This is a genomic window from Rahnella sp. RFA10(1/100) (assembly GCF_004195115.1).
Lineage (GTDB): Bacteria > Pseudomonadota > Gammaproteobacteria > Enterobacterales > Enterobacteriaceae > Rahnella > Rahnella perminowiae.
In genome coordinates this window covers 172616-188195 of record NZ_SEWR01000005.1, presented here as the reverse complement: position 1 = coordinate 188195, position 15580 = coordinate 172616, and the positions used below count along the sequence as shown (strand labels likewise).

Below are 15580 nucleotides of genomic sequence, written 5' to 3'. Positions count from 1 at the left end.
GTCCGGGTCAGTTACAATGACTGATGGGCGGTCTCTTTGGACAACAGCAGTGCGATCAGCGTCAGCGTTGCCATTGAAGCCAGATAAACGCCCACATAGAACAATCCGTAATGGGTTGCCAGCCAGGTGGCGATGTACGGCGCAACGGACGCGCCCAGTATCGAAGACACATTATAGGAGAAGGATGCGCCGGTATAGCGAACTTCTGTCGGGAACAGTTCCGGCAGCAGCGCGCCCATCGGACCGAAAGTCAGCCCCATCACCATGAAACCACACAGCAGGAATACCATCACCAGCGCCTGAGAACCCGCACCCAGAATGGTCGGGAAGCACAGAGCGAAGACAATCATCAGCAGCGTAATACAAATCATGGTTTTGCGACGGCCAAACTTATCTGCCAGCTGACCGGCAACCGGCACCATGACACCGAAACCGACCACGCCGATCATCAGCATCAGCAAGAATTCATTACGCGCAATACCCAGACCCACCGGCTTGGCCGCTGTGCCGTAACCCAGTGAGTACACGGTCATGATGTAAAACAGCGTGTAAGTGGCGACCATGATAAAGGTGCCGAGAATCGTCGCTTTTTTGTATCGGGTAAACAGTGTACCGATCGGTACCTTGACCTGTTTCCCGGCTTTGGCGATTTTGGCGAACACCGGCGTTTCGTGCAGGGAAACACGCACATACAGACCGACGATAACCAGCACTGCCGAAAGCAGGAACGGCACACGCCAGCCCCAGGAAATAAACTGTTCGTCAGTCAGCAGCCAGGACAGCAGCAGGAACATGCCGTTTGCGAAGAAGAAACCAATCGGCGCGCCAAGCTGCGGGAAAGAACCGTACAGCGCACGTTTCTTCGCCGGTGCATTTTCAGTCGCGAGCAGCGCCGCGCCGCCCCATTCACCGCCCAGCCCCAGCCCCTGACCAAAACGCGCCAGCGCCAGCAGCATTGGTGCAAATACGCCAATTGTGGCGTAAGTCGGCAGAAGGCCGATCACCACGGTGGAAACGCCCATTGTCAGCAAAGAAGCCACCAGCGTGACTTTACGCCCGACGCGATCGCCGAAGTGGCCGAACAGCGCAGAGCCGATTGGCCGGGCGATAAAGGCGATGGCGAAGGTGGCAAGAGACTGTAGCGTGGCGGCCGTCGGGTCACCCTGCGGGAAGAAAATATGCGGAAAAACAATCACCGCAGCGGTGGCATAGATATAAAAGTCGAAGAATTCAATGGCCGTACCGATAAGCGATGCCACGATGACTTTGCTGCGGGAGTTCTGACTCACCAATTGCGCGTCAGCTTCTAATTCTGGAGTGATAGTGGCTTGCATAAGTGTTTCTTATTTGTAATGAGTGGGAGGGATCTAATGTAAAAAAATGTATATCGAAAAGGCATCTTATGCAGAGCGTGGCGGTATTTCAACGCAGCGGAAGCAGGGAAATAAAGCGTTTAAAGCGCGATCGGGGGATTATTTTATCCGGGCAGGATTTCGCCAGTCATAAGTTTGATGAATGGATAAAAGTCAGAGTAACTGACTGCAAAACCGCGAAATAAAAGTGCGGCCCTCAGTCAGTTATTCTGGTTTTCAGGGCAGTGCACAGGATTGTTTGGTGTTATTCACTGCTTTTCTGCTTTGTTATCAGCATTAACTCCGGTTATATGCATTTCGTCTGGCATGATGAGGTTGTCTGGCGTGTATTCACTGTCGTTTCCGGTCGATTTTTGGTTTGCGTCTGCGGCTTTTGGCTTACGATCCGCTACCGGCGCGTCATCCTTGTATTTCGCCGTCGCTATCCACGCGGCGACGAATAACGTCAGCCGGGCGAAGAAATAAAAGAAAGCCATCAGGCCGATTACGGAACCAAAGGCTGCACCGGAAGGCGAGGTTGCCAGCTTTGGCAGCGTCATGGTCATCACAAATTTAATCACCTCAAAACCTATCGCCGCCAGCAATGTTCCGCGCAGCAGGGCTTTTTTACGGGGTTTATGGCGCGGAAGCATCCAGAAAATCCACAAAAAAAGCAGGTAGTTGGCAGCAACGGAAATCACCAGCGTGATGCTGGTCATGACAGGACGAAGCCAGTCGATACCCCCCAGCCCCAGCGCATCGACAATGGTTTTTTGCGCCGCCCCGGCGATTGAGGTCAGCGACAGCGTGATAATCAGCGCCAGCACCAGTCCGGTCAGTGAAATAAAATCGCGCAGATAGCGGCGGTAAATTTTCTCCTGATCCTGCGGGTTACGTTCCCAGACATCGCGCGACTGGGCACGGATCGCCTCGCGCAGATTGCCCATCCAGCTTACGCCGGAGTAAAGCGCAATCAGTAAACCGGATAATCCCACGGCGGTACGCTGCTGGATGGCGGTATTCACTGTGCTTTTCAGCGTATTTGCCAGATTCGGGTCGCTGATGCTGTTGACGATTTTGTTGATCAGTTCTGCCAGTAAATCAGGATTGGAGGCCAGCACAAACCCGACTGCGGCGAAGGACACCATCAGAATCGGGATCAGTGACAGAAAGGAGAAATAGGTGATGGCCGCGCCAAACTGGCTGCCAAGGCGATCATTAAAGCGTTCCGTGGCACGCACTAGATGCGCCACCCATCCCCAGGACTGAATGCGTTCCACCAGCCGCGAGAAACGGCCAATGTTTTTATCCACCGCCTGATTACCGGTTTTGATGTTGATCAGCGGGGTCGGTTTTGCCTGCGTTTCGGTTTTTTGCGTGGAAACTTTTTGTTTGGAAAGATTGGGCATTGATCCATGTTGTCCTTAAAAGTGCATCCGCCTTTAAGTATAGACGCCTGAGCGGCTCAGGGGGCGGGGCGGTGGTTTAACCGCTCAGGCGATGAACGTTTGGGTGATGTCGGTCAGCCAGTCCATAAACACTTTGACGCGGCGTGACAAATTCAGGCGGTGCGGATAAACCAGCGTCACTGGCATCGGCGGCGCGCGAAATTGCGGCAAAATGCTCACCAGCTGCCCTCCTGCCAGTGCGTCTCGCACGCTAATCAGCGGCACCTGAATGATACCCAAACCGTTAATACAGGCGCTGGCGTAGGTTTCGGTGCTGTTAACCGTGACGGCACCGCCGCTTTTGACCGTTCTTACCTGTTTGCCGTCGAGATATTCAAAGACCGACGTATGGCTGCCGAGGATTTGTTCATAATGCACCATGGCGTGCTGCGCCAGCTGGTCAGGATGATCCGGCGTACCATAGCGGCGCAGATAACCCGGGCTGGCGCAGTTAATCATGCTGAGATGTCCGAGCGGACGCGCAATCAGCCCGGAATCCTTCAGGGTGCCGGAGCGGATCACACAGTCGAACCCTTCACGCACCACATCCACGCGGTGATCGGTGCAGCTCAGTTCAATTTCCAGTGCCGGATAGCGGTTAAGAAACTCCGCCAGACGCGGTAACACCAGATGCGTCGCCATTCCGGTGGTCATATCGACCCGCAACCGTCCGCTGACACTGGCCGGATTCGACTGAAACATCGATTCCAGTTCATCCATGCTGGCCAGCAACTCTTTGCAGCGCTGATAAAACACCTGGCCGTCCTGCGTCAGTTGCACACGGCGCGTTGAACGATGGAGCAAACGTGCAGACATCCGCGTTTCCAGTTGCTGCACCAGCCGCGACACGCTGCCCTTTGGCAATCCCAGACTTTCTGCGGCGCGGGTAAAATTACTCAGATCAGCGACACGCACGAAAACCTGCATTGATTGAATTTTATCCACATCTTGTCCGATTGTTGTTGAAAATGAGACAGTGAAATTCATTATGAACCATTTATCACTCTCCGGTAATCCAATAGGCTGTATTTCATCCGATGCAACAGAAGCAAAATTGAATGAGGCCTGTTATGAACCGTAAAATCGCTATAGTGACCGGCGCAAGCCGTGGTTTAGGTAAGAATGCCGTTGAAAAACTGACAAAAAAGGGCATTGACGTGATTCTGACTTACCACCATCAGGCCGGTGCTGCCCGGGAAGTGGTGGCATCTGTCGAAGCGCAGGGGGGAAAAGCTGTGGCGTTGCAGCTCAATACCGGCGAGTCCGGCAGTTTTGATGCGTTCGCTGCGGAAATCAAAACCCAATTGCAACAGGTCTGGCAACGCGACACTTTTGATTTTCTGGTCAACAATGCCGGTGTCGGTTTACATGAGGCGTTTGCCGATACCACGGAAGCACAATTTGATCTGATGATGAATGTCCATCTTAAAGGGCCGTTCTTCCTGACCCAAAAGCTGTTACCGCTGATGGCCGACGGTGGGCGCATTCTGAATATTTCCAGCGGACTGGCGCGTTTTGCCCTGCCAGGTTCATCGGCCTACGCCATGATGAAAGGTGCCATCGAAGTGCTGACCCGCTATCAGGCAAAAGAACTCGGCGCGCGGGGCATCACTGCTAATGTGCTGGCGCCTGGCGCAATTGAAACGGATTTCAGTAATGGTATGGTGCGGGACAATCCGGATGTGAACAAACTGGTTGCCAGCAACACTGCGCTGGGCCGGGCCGGATTGCCGGACGATATTGGTGATATGGTGGCGCTGATGCTCAGTGATGAAGCTGGCTGGATGACCGCCCAGCGCGTCGAGGCTTCAGGCGGTATGTTTATCTAAACGTTAATCGTGCTGGAAACGCTTTGCTTTCATATGTTGCTGTTTTTCCAGCTCGAAAATCGCCCGTTGCAGGTCGCGTTCCTGTGCGGGCGATAAATGCGGAAACCTGAAACTCAGTCGTTGCGATGTCACGGTTTCGCCTTTGTTGCTCACTGTCTTACGCACCATCGCGCCGAGATACTGCAAATCCAATGTGAAGGTTCCCAGTTCCGCTAACTGAATCAGCGAATCTTTCAACATTGACCCTTCGGTGATTTCCGGTGGCGTTGCTCCTTCAATTTCCAGCCCCAGCCCGCCGAGTGAAATATCACGCACGCGATAAGCAAACTCAGAAGTATCAGGCAGTGTTCCGCTGCACCGGTAATCCGGTATCCACGGCACACTCACGCGGAAATATTCACGACGCTGAATAAAATACAACACCGGGGGAATATCGCAGGTAAATGTCGGTAAACCTTCGTAGCTGACCTGGCGGGCTTTGCTGCAGGAAAACTCAACCTTGGCCCCGGCCGGTTCCGCCACAAACGTCAGTGTGTCGGCCTCAGCGGCCAGATTGTTCTCGTAATCTGAGCTGCCCAGATCGAACAGGAACTGATGATTGTCAGCATCAACATCCAGAATCTTACTGATAAATTGCCCGCGTGAATGGCTGACCATGACCAGGGTCTGGTTCTTCTTTAAGTCACGCAGAACGGACAAGATTGCCAGCGTGTTCCGCTTCGCAAACGACTCTTTCGACACTTCGCTCACCTGACACACCTCATAAGAAATAAATGCAAAATTATGGCGCAGCCGTTGCCATACAGGGCGCCTGCTACGGATTATCGGCGGCTCAGAACAAAACTTTATCTGCCAATAACGGATATTTTTATGGATCAAAAAGTGAAGTTACAGCGCCGGGCAGGCCATTTTCCCCCCCTGACTTTATAGAGGCTATCTTTTCACGTGCTGACGTGTATTTTTTCCTTAGCTTTTTTATCACTCAATACATAACAGGGGAAAATTATTTTTCCCGCCTAACCGAATAGAAACCGGTGCTCAGGTGTTTACTTTATATCGAACACTTACGGGCACGGTTTTTATGCAAACTCCATCTTCTGTTCTCCGCAACCGTTACGACGGGCTGACGATTTTGCTGCACTGGCTGACGGCACTGGCCGTGATTTTTCTGTTTGCCAGCGCACATATCTGGGAAGTCCTCGATCACGGGACACCGCTGCGTAAAGGGCTGCAATCCGTGCATATTTCGGTGGGGATTCTGCTGGCGGCCATTATCACCGGGCGTCTGCTGTGGCGGTTATTCACGGTCAGCACCGGACGCAGTAAACAGCAACCCGTCGCCATGCCCGCGCTGATGAAAGCCGCCGCACATCTGACCCATCTGGCGCTCTATTTATTGCTGATCACGCAGATCATTCTGGGCTTTTTATTTCGCTGGTCGCAGGCTGAACCCTTCTATTTCTTCGGTTTATTCCCGATCCCGGACGTATTTAATTTTGACAGCATAATGACCCGAACCTTTGGCTCATTACATAACAATGTGGCCTGGGCACTGATTATTATTGCGGGCGTGCATGCGCTGGCGGCACTTTTCCATCATTACGTTCTTCGCGACGGCATTCTGCGCCGCATGTTACCGGGCAGCCAGGGCCGCCCGTAAGTCATCAGTTCATTCTCTACAGGACATCATTATGAAGACAAAAACGGTAATGCAGGCGTTGTCAGTTGTGTGTCTGGCGGGCAATCTGCTGTTTTTCAGCGCGGCAGCGAATGCAATGGGGGATGATTCCGACGCTAAAAAAACGCCGGATTGCCCGAAGGGGCAAATCTACGACAGCAAAACCAAAAGCTGCATGGTGGATAAAGGCAGCATGATCTCCGATCAGGATAAAACCCAGTACGCCTATCATCTGGCGAAAACCGGCCGTTATCAGGAAGCGCTGACGGTGCTGGATACGCTCAAAGATCAGAACACCAAAGAGGCCTGGAACTATCGTGGTTACGCCACGCGTAAACTCGGGCGTACCGACGAAGGCATCAGCTACTATCATAAGTCGATTGCCCTTGACGCGCATTACGCCAAAGTCCGGGAATATCTCGGCGAGGCTTATATGATTAAAGGGCGTCCTGATCTCGCCAAAGCCCAGCTGGCGACCATCAAAGGCTTGTGCGGAACCGGCTGCGAAGAATATCGCGATCTGAGCGCAGCCATCGACGGCCATCCGGAATCCTGATCACGGAGAAACGATAAATCTCACCGGCAGACTTACGTTCTGAACTGAGCCAGTGCCTGTCACGTCTGTGGCGCTACGCGATGGTATTGTCGCGCAAGCACGATGTGGCAGACGATCTGGTGCAATCCACCTGCGTGCGGGCGCTGGAACGCTGCGCGCAGGTTAAGGACAGCACCGGCACGGACCGCTGGCTCTTTTCTATACTGCACTCCATATGGGTGAATGAACTCAGGGCGCAGCACGTCCGTCAGGGACAGGGTTTTGCCGATGTCAGCGAAACGGAAACCCCCGCTGATACGCTGTCTTTCGAAGAGCGTCACTGGCACACGCAGGTGATGCAGCGGGTGAACCGCCTGCCTGAAGCCCAGCGCAATGCGGTATTTCTGGTGTATGTCGAAGGTTTCACCTATCAGGAGGCGGCGATGACGCTGTCTGTGCCCGCCGGTACTATCATGAGCCGTCTGGCGACCGCGCGGCTGACGCTGGCAAAAGACGCAGACCTCGCCACTCAACCGCAGCAGGGAGAGAAAAAATGACCCGTGAAATCGCGCCTGCGCCTTATGCTGATGAAGTTCTGGTTGCCTATCTCGATAACCAGCTCAGTGAATCTCAGCGCGCGAAGTTTGACGCACAGCTGAGCCAGGATGACGTGCTGACGCGGCGGCTGGCACAGATGTCACGCAGCAATTTACCGTTCCACGATGCGTTTGGCGCGATGTTGCAGGAAGCGCCGGTCGGGAAATTGCAGGCCGCACTCGATGCGATCCCTGACGCACGGGGTACCGGTTCGCCTGGATTAAGCCGCCGCGCATTGCTTGCGGCGTCGTTAAGTTTTCTGGCTGTCGGGCTGCTGGCCGGACGCTACTCCACACTTTTTACTTCTGAGGATAACTGGCGGGCGCGCGTGGCGGATTATATGTCGCTGTATACCGCGCAGACGCTGGCCGATGTTTATGATTCTGCCGGGCAACAAAAAATACAGCTCGCGCGGGTGCAAAACACCTTAGGGATCCCGCTGAGCCCTGCGGCGCTGGCGGTGCAGGGCGCGGATCTTAAAGATGCCCGTATGCTGCATTATGACGATGATGATATTGCGCAAATTACCTATCTTGACGCGCGTTACGGCCCGATGGCGTTGTGTATTACGCGCAGCAAAAGCGTTGAAAATACGTCATTGCAGCGTGAAATACGCCGGGGTATGAACGTGGTTTACTGGCGTACTGCCGGTTACAACTTCATGCTGATCGGCCACAGCCCGGCAACGACTCTGGCCGCGCATGCCGCAGCTTTACAGGCGAATCTGGTGTGAGTAATTTCGTCACGTCACTAACTTATGTAATTATTTAAAGTATTAAACTATTTTTAATGCACGTAACGACAATGTTAAATTGTTTACGAAATCTCAATAATATGAGTATTCGGCAACATTTATGTGGTTGATTTGTCGTTTTTAGCCGCGGTTTTCGTTACTCCCCATTATTGTCCTTTCATCATTTGTGGAAATAATCGTTTATTTCCCACCGCAACGGGTTGTTGATTTCGTTTATCCAGGGGAAATCTGGATAGCTTTCACCTGCAAAATTAAAACTAAACATTCAGAGAAACAGACGTCATGAGAAAGATACTCGCCATGATCCTCTGCCTTAACGTGGTTGCTTTCAGCCAGTCAGCGTTCGCAGAAGATGAAAAGCCCGTTGATGTGTTACTGATCGGCGGCGGCATTATGAGCGCGACGCTGGGGACATACCTTCAGGAATTAGAACCAGACTGGTCAGTCGACATGGTGGAGCGCCTGGACGGCGTGGCGCTGGAAAGCTCGAATGGCTGGAACAATGCCGGTACCGGTCACTCTGCACTGGCAGAAATGAACTACACGCCGGAAAAAGCTGACGGCAGCATCGATATCTCCAAAGCGGTTGAAATTAACGAATCCTTCCAGATTTCCCGTCAGTTCTGGACCTATCAGGTTGAGAACGGCGTGTTACACAACCCGCGTTCTTTCATCAACAGCACGCCGCACATGAGTTTTGTCTGGGGCGACGACAACATCAACTTCCTGCGTAAACGTTTTGCCGCGCTGCAACAAAGCACGCTGTTCCGTGGCATGGAATATTCAGAAGACCCGGCGCAAATCAAGCAGTGGATCCCGCTGGTAATGGAAGGACGTGACCCGGCACAGAAAGTGGCGGCGACCCGTATCCCGATCGGCACTGACGTGAACTTCGGTGAAATCACCCGTCAGCTGGTGGCCTCATTACAGAAGAAACCTAACTTCTCCCTGAGCCTCGGCCATGAAGTCCGCGATATTAAACGTAACCCGGATAACACCTGGAACGTAACCGTTGCCGATCTGAAAAACGGTGATAAAGAAAGTGTCATCAAAGCGAAGTTTGTCTTTATCGGTGCAGGCGGCGCATCCCTGACACTGCTGCAAAAATCCGGTATTCCTGAAGCGGATAACTACGGCGGTTTCCCGGTAGGCGGCGAGTTCCTGGTGACCGAAAACCCGGACGTGGTGAAACGCCACCTGGCAAAAGTGTACGGTAAAGCGTCAGTCGGCTCCCCGCCGATGTCCGTTCCGCATCTTGATACCCGTATTCTGGACGGCAAACAGGTTCTGTTGTTCGGGCCTTTCGCCACCTTCTCCAGCAAGTTCCTGAAAAACGGTTCCCTGTGGGATCTGTTCGGCAGCGTCAACTTCTCCAATATCATGCCGATGACCCATGTGGGCATCGACAACTTTGATCTGGTGAAATATCTGGTCAGTCAGGTGATGCTCTCCGACGATGACCGTTTCGATGCATTGCGTGAATATTTCCCGGATGCGAAGAAAGAAGACTGGCGTCTGTGGGAAGCCGGTCAGCGCGTGCAGATCATCAAAAAAGATGAGAAAGAAGGCGGCGTTCTGCGTCTTGGCACCGAAGTGGTCAGCTCGAAAGACGGCAGCATTACCGCGCTGCTGGGCGCTTCGCCGGGCGCATCTACTGCAGCACCGATCATGTTGCACCTGATGGAAAAAGTGTTTAAAGACAAAGTTGCCACCCCGGAATGGCAGGCTAAGCTGAAGCAAATCATCCCGTCTTATGGCACCGAACTGAACGGCAACGTGGCGGCGACCGAGAAAGAACTGGGCGACACCAGCCGCGTTCTGATGCTCGACAATCCGCAACCGAAAGCTGCAGAGCCGGCACCGGCTGCGGATGCTTCTGCACCGAAGAAAGAACAAAAAGTGGTGGCTGACGTCGCGCTTTAAGCCGTATCGTCACTCCACCCTTCAAAGGCGCGGGCAACCGCGCCTTTTTAACATCTCGCTTTCCCCACAAAACCCGATTTAGCACGAATAGCGCGTTCTTTGACCGTCTGAAAGCCCCCGGAATGACCTTGCCAATCCCCTTCAAATCCAGCTGTGATGCGGCCTGAAGCGCTATCCGACATCCCGTTTGCCTGTTTTTTTGAAACGTTAAATCCTTTTTTAATTTTTGTAGTGATAATGTTATATTCTTAGTCATGATTTGAAAAAATGAAGTTTCAGTAACGATCCCGCGTGTTTTTTTGCTAATTTCTTGTTCGATAGTCACAACAACGATTCATAACAAAACTGAACATTTAGAGAAACAGACGTCATGAGAAAGATACTTGGTATGCTTCTCAACCGTGACTCACTGGGTGCCAGCGAGCCTGCGGCCGCAGAAGACGAAAAATCCGTTGATGTATTGCTGGTCGGCGGCGGAATTATGAGTGCAACCCTGGGGACTTATCTCCAGGAACTCGAGCCGGACTGGTCAGTCCATATGATCGAACGCATGGATAGTGTGGCGCAGGAAAGCTCCAACGGCTGGAATAATGCGGGGACCGGCCACGCCGCGCTCGCAGAAATGAACTACACCCCGCTGATGCCGGACGGTACTGTCGATATCACCAAGGCCGTGGCGATCAACGAAGCCTTCCAGGTTTCCCGTCAGTTTATGGCGTATCAGGTTAAGAAAGGTGTGCTGAATAATCCGCGCTCGTTTATCAACAGCGTGCCGCATATGAGCTTTGTCTGGGGCGATGACAACATCGATTTCCTGCGCAAACGTTTTGCTGCGCTGCAGGAAAGCACGCTGTTCCGCGGGATGGAATATTCAGAAGACCCGGAACAAATCAGACAGTGGATCCCGGCCGTGATGGAAGGCCGTGATCCGGCGCAAAAAGTGGCAGCAACCCGCACCACGGCAGGCACCGACGTAAACTTCGGTGAGGTGACCCGTCAGCTGGTCGAGGCGTTGCAGAAACAATCCAACTTCACGCTGGCAAACTGTCAGGAAGTGCGTGATATCCAGCGCAATCCGGACAAAACCTGGCGCGTCACCATTACCGATCTCAAACACAGCCACAAACACCATGTGGTGAATGCGAAATTCGTGTTCATCGGCGCGGGCGGGGCGTCTCTGACGCTGCTGCAAAAATCCGGTATTCCGGAAGCGCGTGAATACGGCGGCTTCCCGGTCGGCGGGGAATTCCTGGTGACAGAGAATCAGGATGTGGTGAAACGTCATCTGGCGAAGGTGTACGGCAAAGCGGCCGTGGGCGCACCGCCGATGTCTGTTCCGCATCTCGATACCCGTATTATCGATGGCAAACAGGTTCTGCTGTTCGGGCCATTCGCTACCTTTTCCAGTAAATTCCTGAAAAATGGTTCCCTTTGGGACCTGTTTGGCAGCGTCAACAGCTCGAACCTGTTACCGATGACGCATGTCGGCATGGGTAACTTTGATCTGGTGAAATATCTGGTCGGGCAGGTGATGCTCAGCGATGAAGACCGTCATGCCGCGCTGAAAGAATTTTTCCCCGAAGCCGAACAGAAAGACTGGAAACGCTGGGTCGCCGGACAACGTGTGCAGGTCATCAAAAAAGATGGCAGGCACGGCGGCGTGTTGCGTCTGGGCACCGAAGTGGTGAGCGCGAAAGATGGCAGTATCGCCGCGTTGCTGGGCGCATCACCGGGCGCGTCAACCGCCGCACCGATCATGATGAAATTGCTGGAAACCGTCTTTAAGGAGCGCGCAGCCAGTGCAGAATGGCAGGCCAAATTCCGGGAAATTATCCCGTCTTATGGCACCAAACTGAACGGCAATGTGGAAGCGACCGAAAAAGAACTGCTGGAAACCAGCCGTATTCTGCAACTGGAAACGCCGTCGATGAACACGACACCGGTGGCCGATGTGGTTCAGTTGCGTCCGCTCGATACCCACGCGAAACAAGAGCCGAAACAGCCTGCGAATATTGCTTTATAAGTTCTGCGCTGTAAGTTCTGATTTCTGAAAATACAAACCGCTCAGGTGAGCGGTTTTTTTCTGGTGTTAACTCAGGCTTTACGCCCTAATCCCCAGCACACCAGCCCCGCCACCAGCAGTGAAGGTATAGTCGCGCCGATATCCGGCAGCAGGTTTGCCATCAGATGATAAACCGCAATGCCGGTAAACCAGGCCGCGACAGAACGGATATTCAGATTCTCGTGGCTCTGCCTGCGCAGAACAAAATGATGCGTCAGCACCACGCCGAACAGCGGCGCAAATACCGAACCAATCAGCAGCAGGAAATTCTCGTATTGCGTCAGCGGCACCGACCAGGCGATCAGCGTACACAGCAGGCCGATACCCAGCGTCAGTTTACCGACGCTGACGGGTACTGAAGTACCGGCAGAAACCGCTGCCGAGTGAATATCCGCAAAGGCGTTCTCGTGTTCATCCACCAGAATCAGCAGCAGCGGAATACCCAGCGCAACGCCTGAGAGTGCCAGCAGCAGCGCATTGGCATCTGCCGATGTGCTGACAAACGCCAGCGTATACGCGACGCCAAGAGCCATCATCCACACGCTGCCGAGGAAATACCCGCAGGCAGTCCCCCAGAAATTTTGCCGCGCAGATTTGCCGAAGCGGGTGTAATCCGACACCAGCGGCAGCCACGAAAACGCCATCGATACCACGATATCGCAGGCCAGCGCGAAGGGCATCGAACCGTCTCCGGCTTTATGCCATAGCGACGATAAATCCGCATGCAGGAACAGATAACCGGTCAGCCACGCACAACTGGCCAACAGCAGCCAGATCCCCCAGCGGCGCAGCACCAGACGGATAAACGCCAGCGGCCCGCTGGCCGCCAGCAGCGTGGCAACGGCGCCGAAGATAAACGTCCACAGCGTCGGATTCGCCCAATAACTGCCGTCGCCCCATGCCCGTTTCGCCAGCAGACTGGCCGCATCGCGCATCACCACAATTTCGAATGCGCCCCAGCCGATCAGCTGGATCAGATTAAACAGCACCGGCAGCGCTACACCGCGCTTGCCCAGACTCAGCTTCAGCGATGCCATTGATGACATACCTGTCTGCCCGCCGATCACCCCGGCCAGCGCCAGCAGGGCAACGCCGACGGCGGACCCCAGCACAACAGCTGCCAGCGAGCCCGCCAGCCCGAGGCCCGGCGCCAGAATAGCACCGGCCTGCAACACCATCAGACCCATACCGAGCGAGAACCACAGTGAGAATAAATCAGGCCAGCCCAGCACCCGTGATTTCTCAGGGACAGCCGCCTGAGGAGAATAAATGCCATTATTTTTCATGAGGTTAATTTAGTGGCTAAAGCGAATGTCTGTTATAGCATATTACGGTGAAATTCTGATGAAGGGCGGGGGAGAGGCGCATCAGTTTCAACGATCAGCCGATTTTAAAACGAGCGGATTGAACGGGAACAACCGGATCAACTCGAAAAGCGTTTACAGAAGAAAAAAGATTAACGGGCGTAACGCGGTCAACAATATTTATTTCGAATACTCTCACTTTGAAAAGACCACAATCATCCCCAATTTCTCCAGCAGATGACTCTGCTGCCAGTCATCGATTTTCACGCCATCCAGATCGACCTTACGGATGTTCAGCTCGCCCAGATCGGAGTTCGTCAGGTCGCAATGGGTGATGTTGACATTGTTCCAGTCGAATTCGGTGAATTCGCCACCGGAAAGGTCGGAGCCACTGAAGTTTGCGCCCTGCACATTTGCGCCCGTCCAGCGGTTTTCCCACAGTTCGCATTTCTCCAGGATGACTTTGCTGAAGTTGGCGTAGCTGAAGTTATTTTTGGTCATGAACGCGCTGCAAAACCAGGTACGTGAAGTGATCATATTCATAAAACTCGCGCCGCTGAAATCTGCGCCGGTAGCTTTGCATTCGCGGATTTCACAGCCTAAAGCCTGAACGTTTTTGAAATCAGCCATCGTCAGATCACAGCGTTTGAAGCTGGCATCCTGCAATTTGGCATGCTGGAAAGAGCAGCCTTTTTGCTCTTCATCATCGTAAAACAGACAATCGACAAACGCTGTTTCCGACAGATCGGTGCTGTCAAAACGGCAGCGATAAAAACGGCAGTTCTCCAGCGTTTCGCCGGTAAATTGCTTCATGCTAAAACGCTGGTCAGTAAATAGTTGATTGGTGAACATTATCAATCCCTATAGTTCTTATTTCGTTTATGAATAATTTATCAGAAATACTCAGTTCCGTATAATAATTTTTCCGGCTGTGCTCAGGTTTACTATAGAATTTTCGGCGTGGTTAATGATTATGTAAGTGGTTAATTATATTTTTTTATTTTAAAGTGTTTATTATTTTCTGTTTAACATGGAGTGTTAATATATGCTTACGCCGGATAATAAAATTCTCACTCAGAATGCCGCAGGCAAAAAGCTCTTACATAATATACGCAACCGATGGTCTTCTCAGACGAGTGAGAGCATGATGCGCAATGGCATTTTATGGAAGTCAGGTAACAAAACACTCGATGGCTATTCCTTGCATAATTACCACGAATTACGTATTGCTCTGGGGAAACTGACCGTTCAGGAGCAGATTTTTTTCAATGTACTTACACAGTCCTCTTTCTATGCCGTTCACTGTACAAATTCCCCCGATGTGGTTAATAAGGCGGGTGATCTGATTTTATATTCCAGGAAGGAACTAACGGGCAAGGGGATCAGGTTTAATACCCGCAACACTCAGCCTATCGATATTTCCATGTTGGGAAATGATGGCTATGTGTTTTTTTCTTTAGAAGTTGGATTACCCTTACTGAAATCTTCAAGTCGCTTTGGCAGTATTTTTTATAAAATAGCCTATTCTCATCCTGTTTTTCGGAATTCGTCGCTGGTTTTAACTGACCAGGTGGCTCTGGTGAAGCCGAGGTGTCATATTCCGGCTCTGAGCAGGGAAGCGATCAGATTATTAGAAGCCCGTGACTTTAACCGCCTTTCGATAATTTTTAACGGGAAAATGTTCTCTGTTTTGGGGCTGGCTTATTCTATTATTCTCACTAACAGAACTTTGCCGCCAACTGACCAGGAAATTATCCTTTCTGCCAGAAGTGATGCCCAGCTTTCTAACGTCGTTAACAGTTTTTACCGGCCGGAAATTCGCGTTCCGAAAATGGTGGGTATCCAATCTGAGCAATACACGATAAACAATGAGTATTACAAGCCACAAGTCAGGAGCTTAAGTTCAAGCGGGATTGATGAAGACTCTGATCTCGATTATTTAAGTTCCGGATCCGACGACTCAGGGGCTGAAGACTGATCGTCTGCTGCCGGCTGAGGCGGGGGGAATAAAGTACATTCTTATTGGGCAACATAAGGTTATCTGTAAATTTCTCCCCCTTAATTTTGCCCAATCCCCTGCCTGTTACTATGCTCAAAG

General features: G+C 52.3%; 14 protein-coding genes. 8 read left to right on the top strand and 6 right to left on the bottom strand.

The genetic code is table 11. The features are described 5' to 3' along the window. Nucleotides 1-11: 11 nt before the first annotated feature. From ETV65_RS16495 to ETV65_RS16485, 3 genes are all read right to left on the bottom strand, one after another. The gene (locus ETV65_RS16495; protein ID WP_129953919.1) at nt 12-1334 is read right to left on the bottom strand and encodes an MFS transporter; all 1323 of its coding nucleotides are present in this window, start codon (nt 1332-1334) and stop codon (nt 12-14) included. Between the two features lie 287 nt (nt 1335-1621). Further along, the gene (gene yhjD, locus ETV65_RS16490; protein ID WP_129953917.1) at nt 1622-2761 is read right to left on the bottom strand and encodes an inner membrane protein YhjD; all 1140 of its coding nucleotides are present in this window, start codon (nt 2759-2761) and stop codon (nt 1622-1624) included. 84 nt (nt 2762-2845) lie between these two features. After that, the gene (locus ETV65_RS16485) at nt 2846-3745 is read right to left on the bottom strand and encodes a LysR family transcriptional regulator (protein WP_205951599.1); all 900 of its coding nucleotides are present in this window, start codon (nt 3743-3745) and stop codon (nt 2846-2848) included. A 125-nt stretch (nt 3746-3870) separates the two neighbouring features. Between ETV65_RS16485 and ETV65_RS16480 the strand changes: the two genes are divergently transcribed. Then, nucleotides 3871-4629: an SDR family oxidoreductase gene (locus ETV65_RS16480; protein ID WP_129953913.1), complete on the top strand. Its 759-nt coding sequence runs from the start codon at nt 3871-3873 to the stop codon at nt 4627-4629. Between the two features lie 3 nt (nt 4630-4632). Here ETV65_RS16480 and ETV65_RS16475 read toward each other — a convergent pair whose 3' ends face one another. Further along, nucleotides 4633-5379 carry a flagellar brake protein gene (locus ETV65_RS16475; RefSeq protein ID WP_129953911.1) on the bottom strand — a complete coding sequence of 249 codons (747 nt, stop codon included), beginning with the start codon at nt 5377-5379 and terminating at the stop codon, nt 4633-4635. 331 nt (nt 5380-5710) lie between these two features. On the opposite strand from ETV65_RS16475, the gene ETV65_RS16470 reads away from it, so the two are divergent. The 6 genes from ETV65_RS16470 (at nt 5711) to mqo (ending at nt 12139) form a co-directional block, all read left to right on the top strand. Next, nucleotides 5711-6289 carry a cytochrome b gene (locus ETV65_RS16470; protein ID WP_129953910.1) on the top strand — a complete coding sequence of 193 codons (579 nt, stop codon included), beginning with the start codon at nt 5711-5713 and terminating at the stop codon, nt 6287-6289. 31 nt (nt 6290-6320) lie between these two features. After that, entirely contained in the window at nt 6321-6863 is a 543-nt protein-coding gene (locus ETV65_RS16465; RefSeq protein ID WP_129953908.1) for a hypothetical protein, read from the top strand. Nucleotides 6864-6943: 80 nt separating this feature from the next. Further along, nucleotides 6944-7399: a sigma-70 family RNA polymerase sigma factor gene (locus ETV65_RS16460; protein WP_235173521.1), complete on the top strand. Its 456-nt coding sequence runs from the start codon at nt 6944-6946 to the stop codon at nt 7397-7399. Then, nucleotides 7396-8172 (top strand): anti-sigma factor, encoded by a 777-nt coding sequence (locus tag ETV65_RS16455; RefSeq protein WP_129953905.1) that lies wholly within the window; start codon nt 7396-7398, stop codon nt 8170-8172. Before ETV65_RS16460 ends, ETV65_RS16455 begins: the two co-directional genes overlap by 4 nt. A 303-nt stretch (nt 8173-8475) precedes the next feature. After that, nucleotides 8476-10116 carry a malate:quinone oxidoreductase gene (locus tag ETV65_RS16450; protein ID WP_129953903.1) on the top strand — a complete coding sequence of 547 codons (1641 nt, stop codon included), beginning with the start codon at nt 8476-8478 and terminating at the stop codon, nt 10114-10116. Between the two features lie 370 nt (nt 10117-10486). Beyond that, the gene (gene mqo, locus ETV65_RS16445; protein ID WP_129953901.1) at nt 10487-12139 is read left to right on the top strand and encodes a malate dehydrogenase (quinone); all 1653 of its coding nucleotides are present in this window, start codon (nt 10487-10489) and stop codon (nt 12137-12139) included. Nucleotides 12140-12210: 71 nt separating this feature from the next. On the opposite strand, the gene cytX is transcribed toward mqo, so the two are convergent. Together cytX and ETV65_RS16435 are read right to left on the bottom strand one after the other, a co-directional pair. After that, nucleotides 12211-13464: a putative hydroxymethylpyrimidine transporter CytX gene (gene cytX, locus ETV65_RS16440; RefSeq protein WP_129953900.1), complete on the bottom strand. Its 1254-nt coding sequence runs from the start codon at nt 13462-13464 to the stop codon at nt 12211-12213. Between the two features lie 213 nt (nt 13465-13677). Further along, nucleotides 13678-14334: a Qnr family pentapeptide repeat protein gene (locus ETV65_RS16435; protein WP_129953898.1), complete on the bottom strand. Its 657-nt coding sequence runs from the start codon at nt 14332-14334 to the stop codon at nt 13678-13680. A 193-nt stretch (nt 14335-14527) separates the two neighbouring features. On the opposite strand from ETV65_RS16435, the gene ETV65_RS16430 reads away from it, so the two are divergent. Continuing rightward, nucleotides 14528-15460, top strand: a complete 933-nt coding sequence (locus ETV65_RS16430) for a hypothetical protein (protein ID WP_129953896.1) — start codon at nt 14528-14530, stop codon at nt 15458-15460. Nucleotides 15461-15580 lie beyond the last annotated feature (120 nt).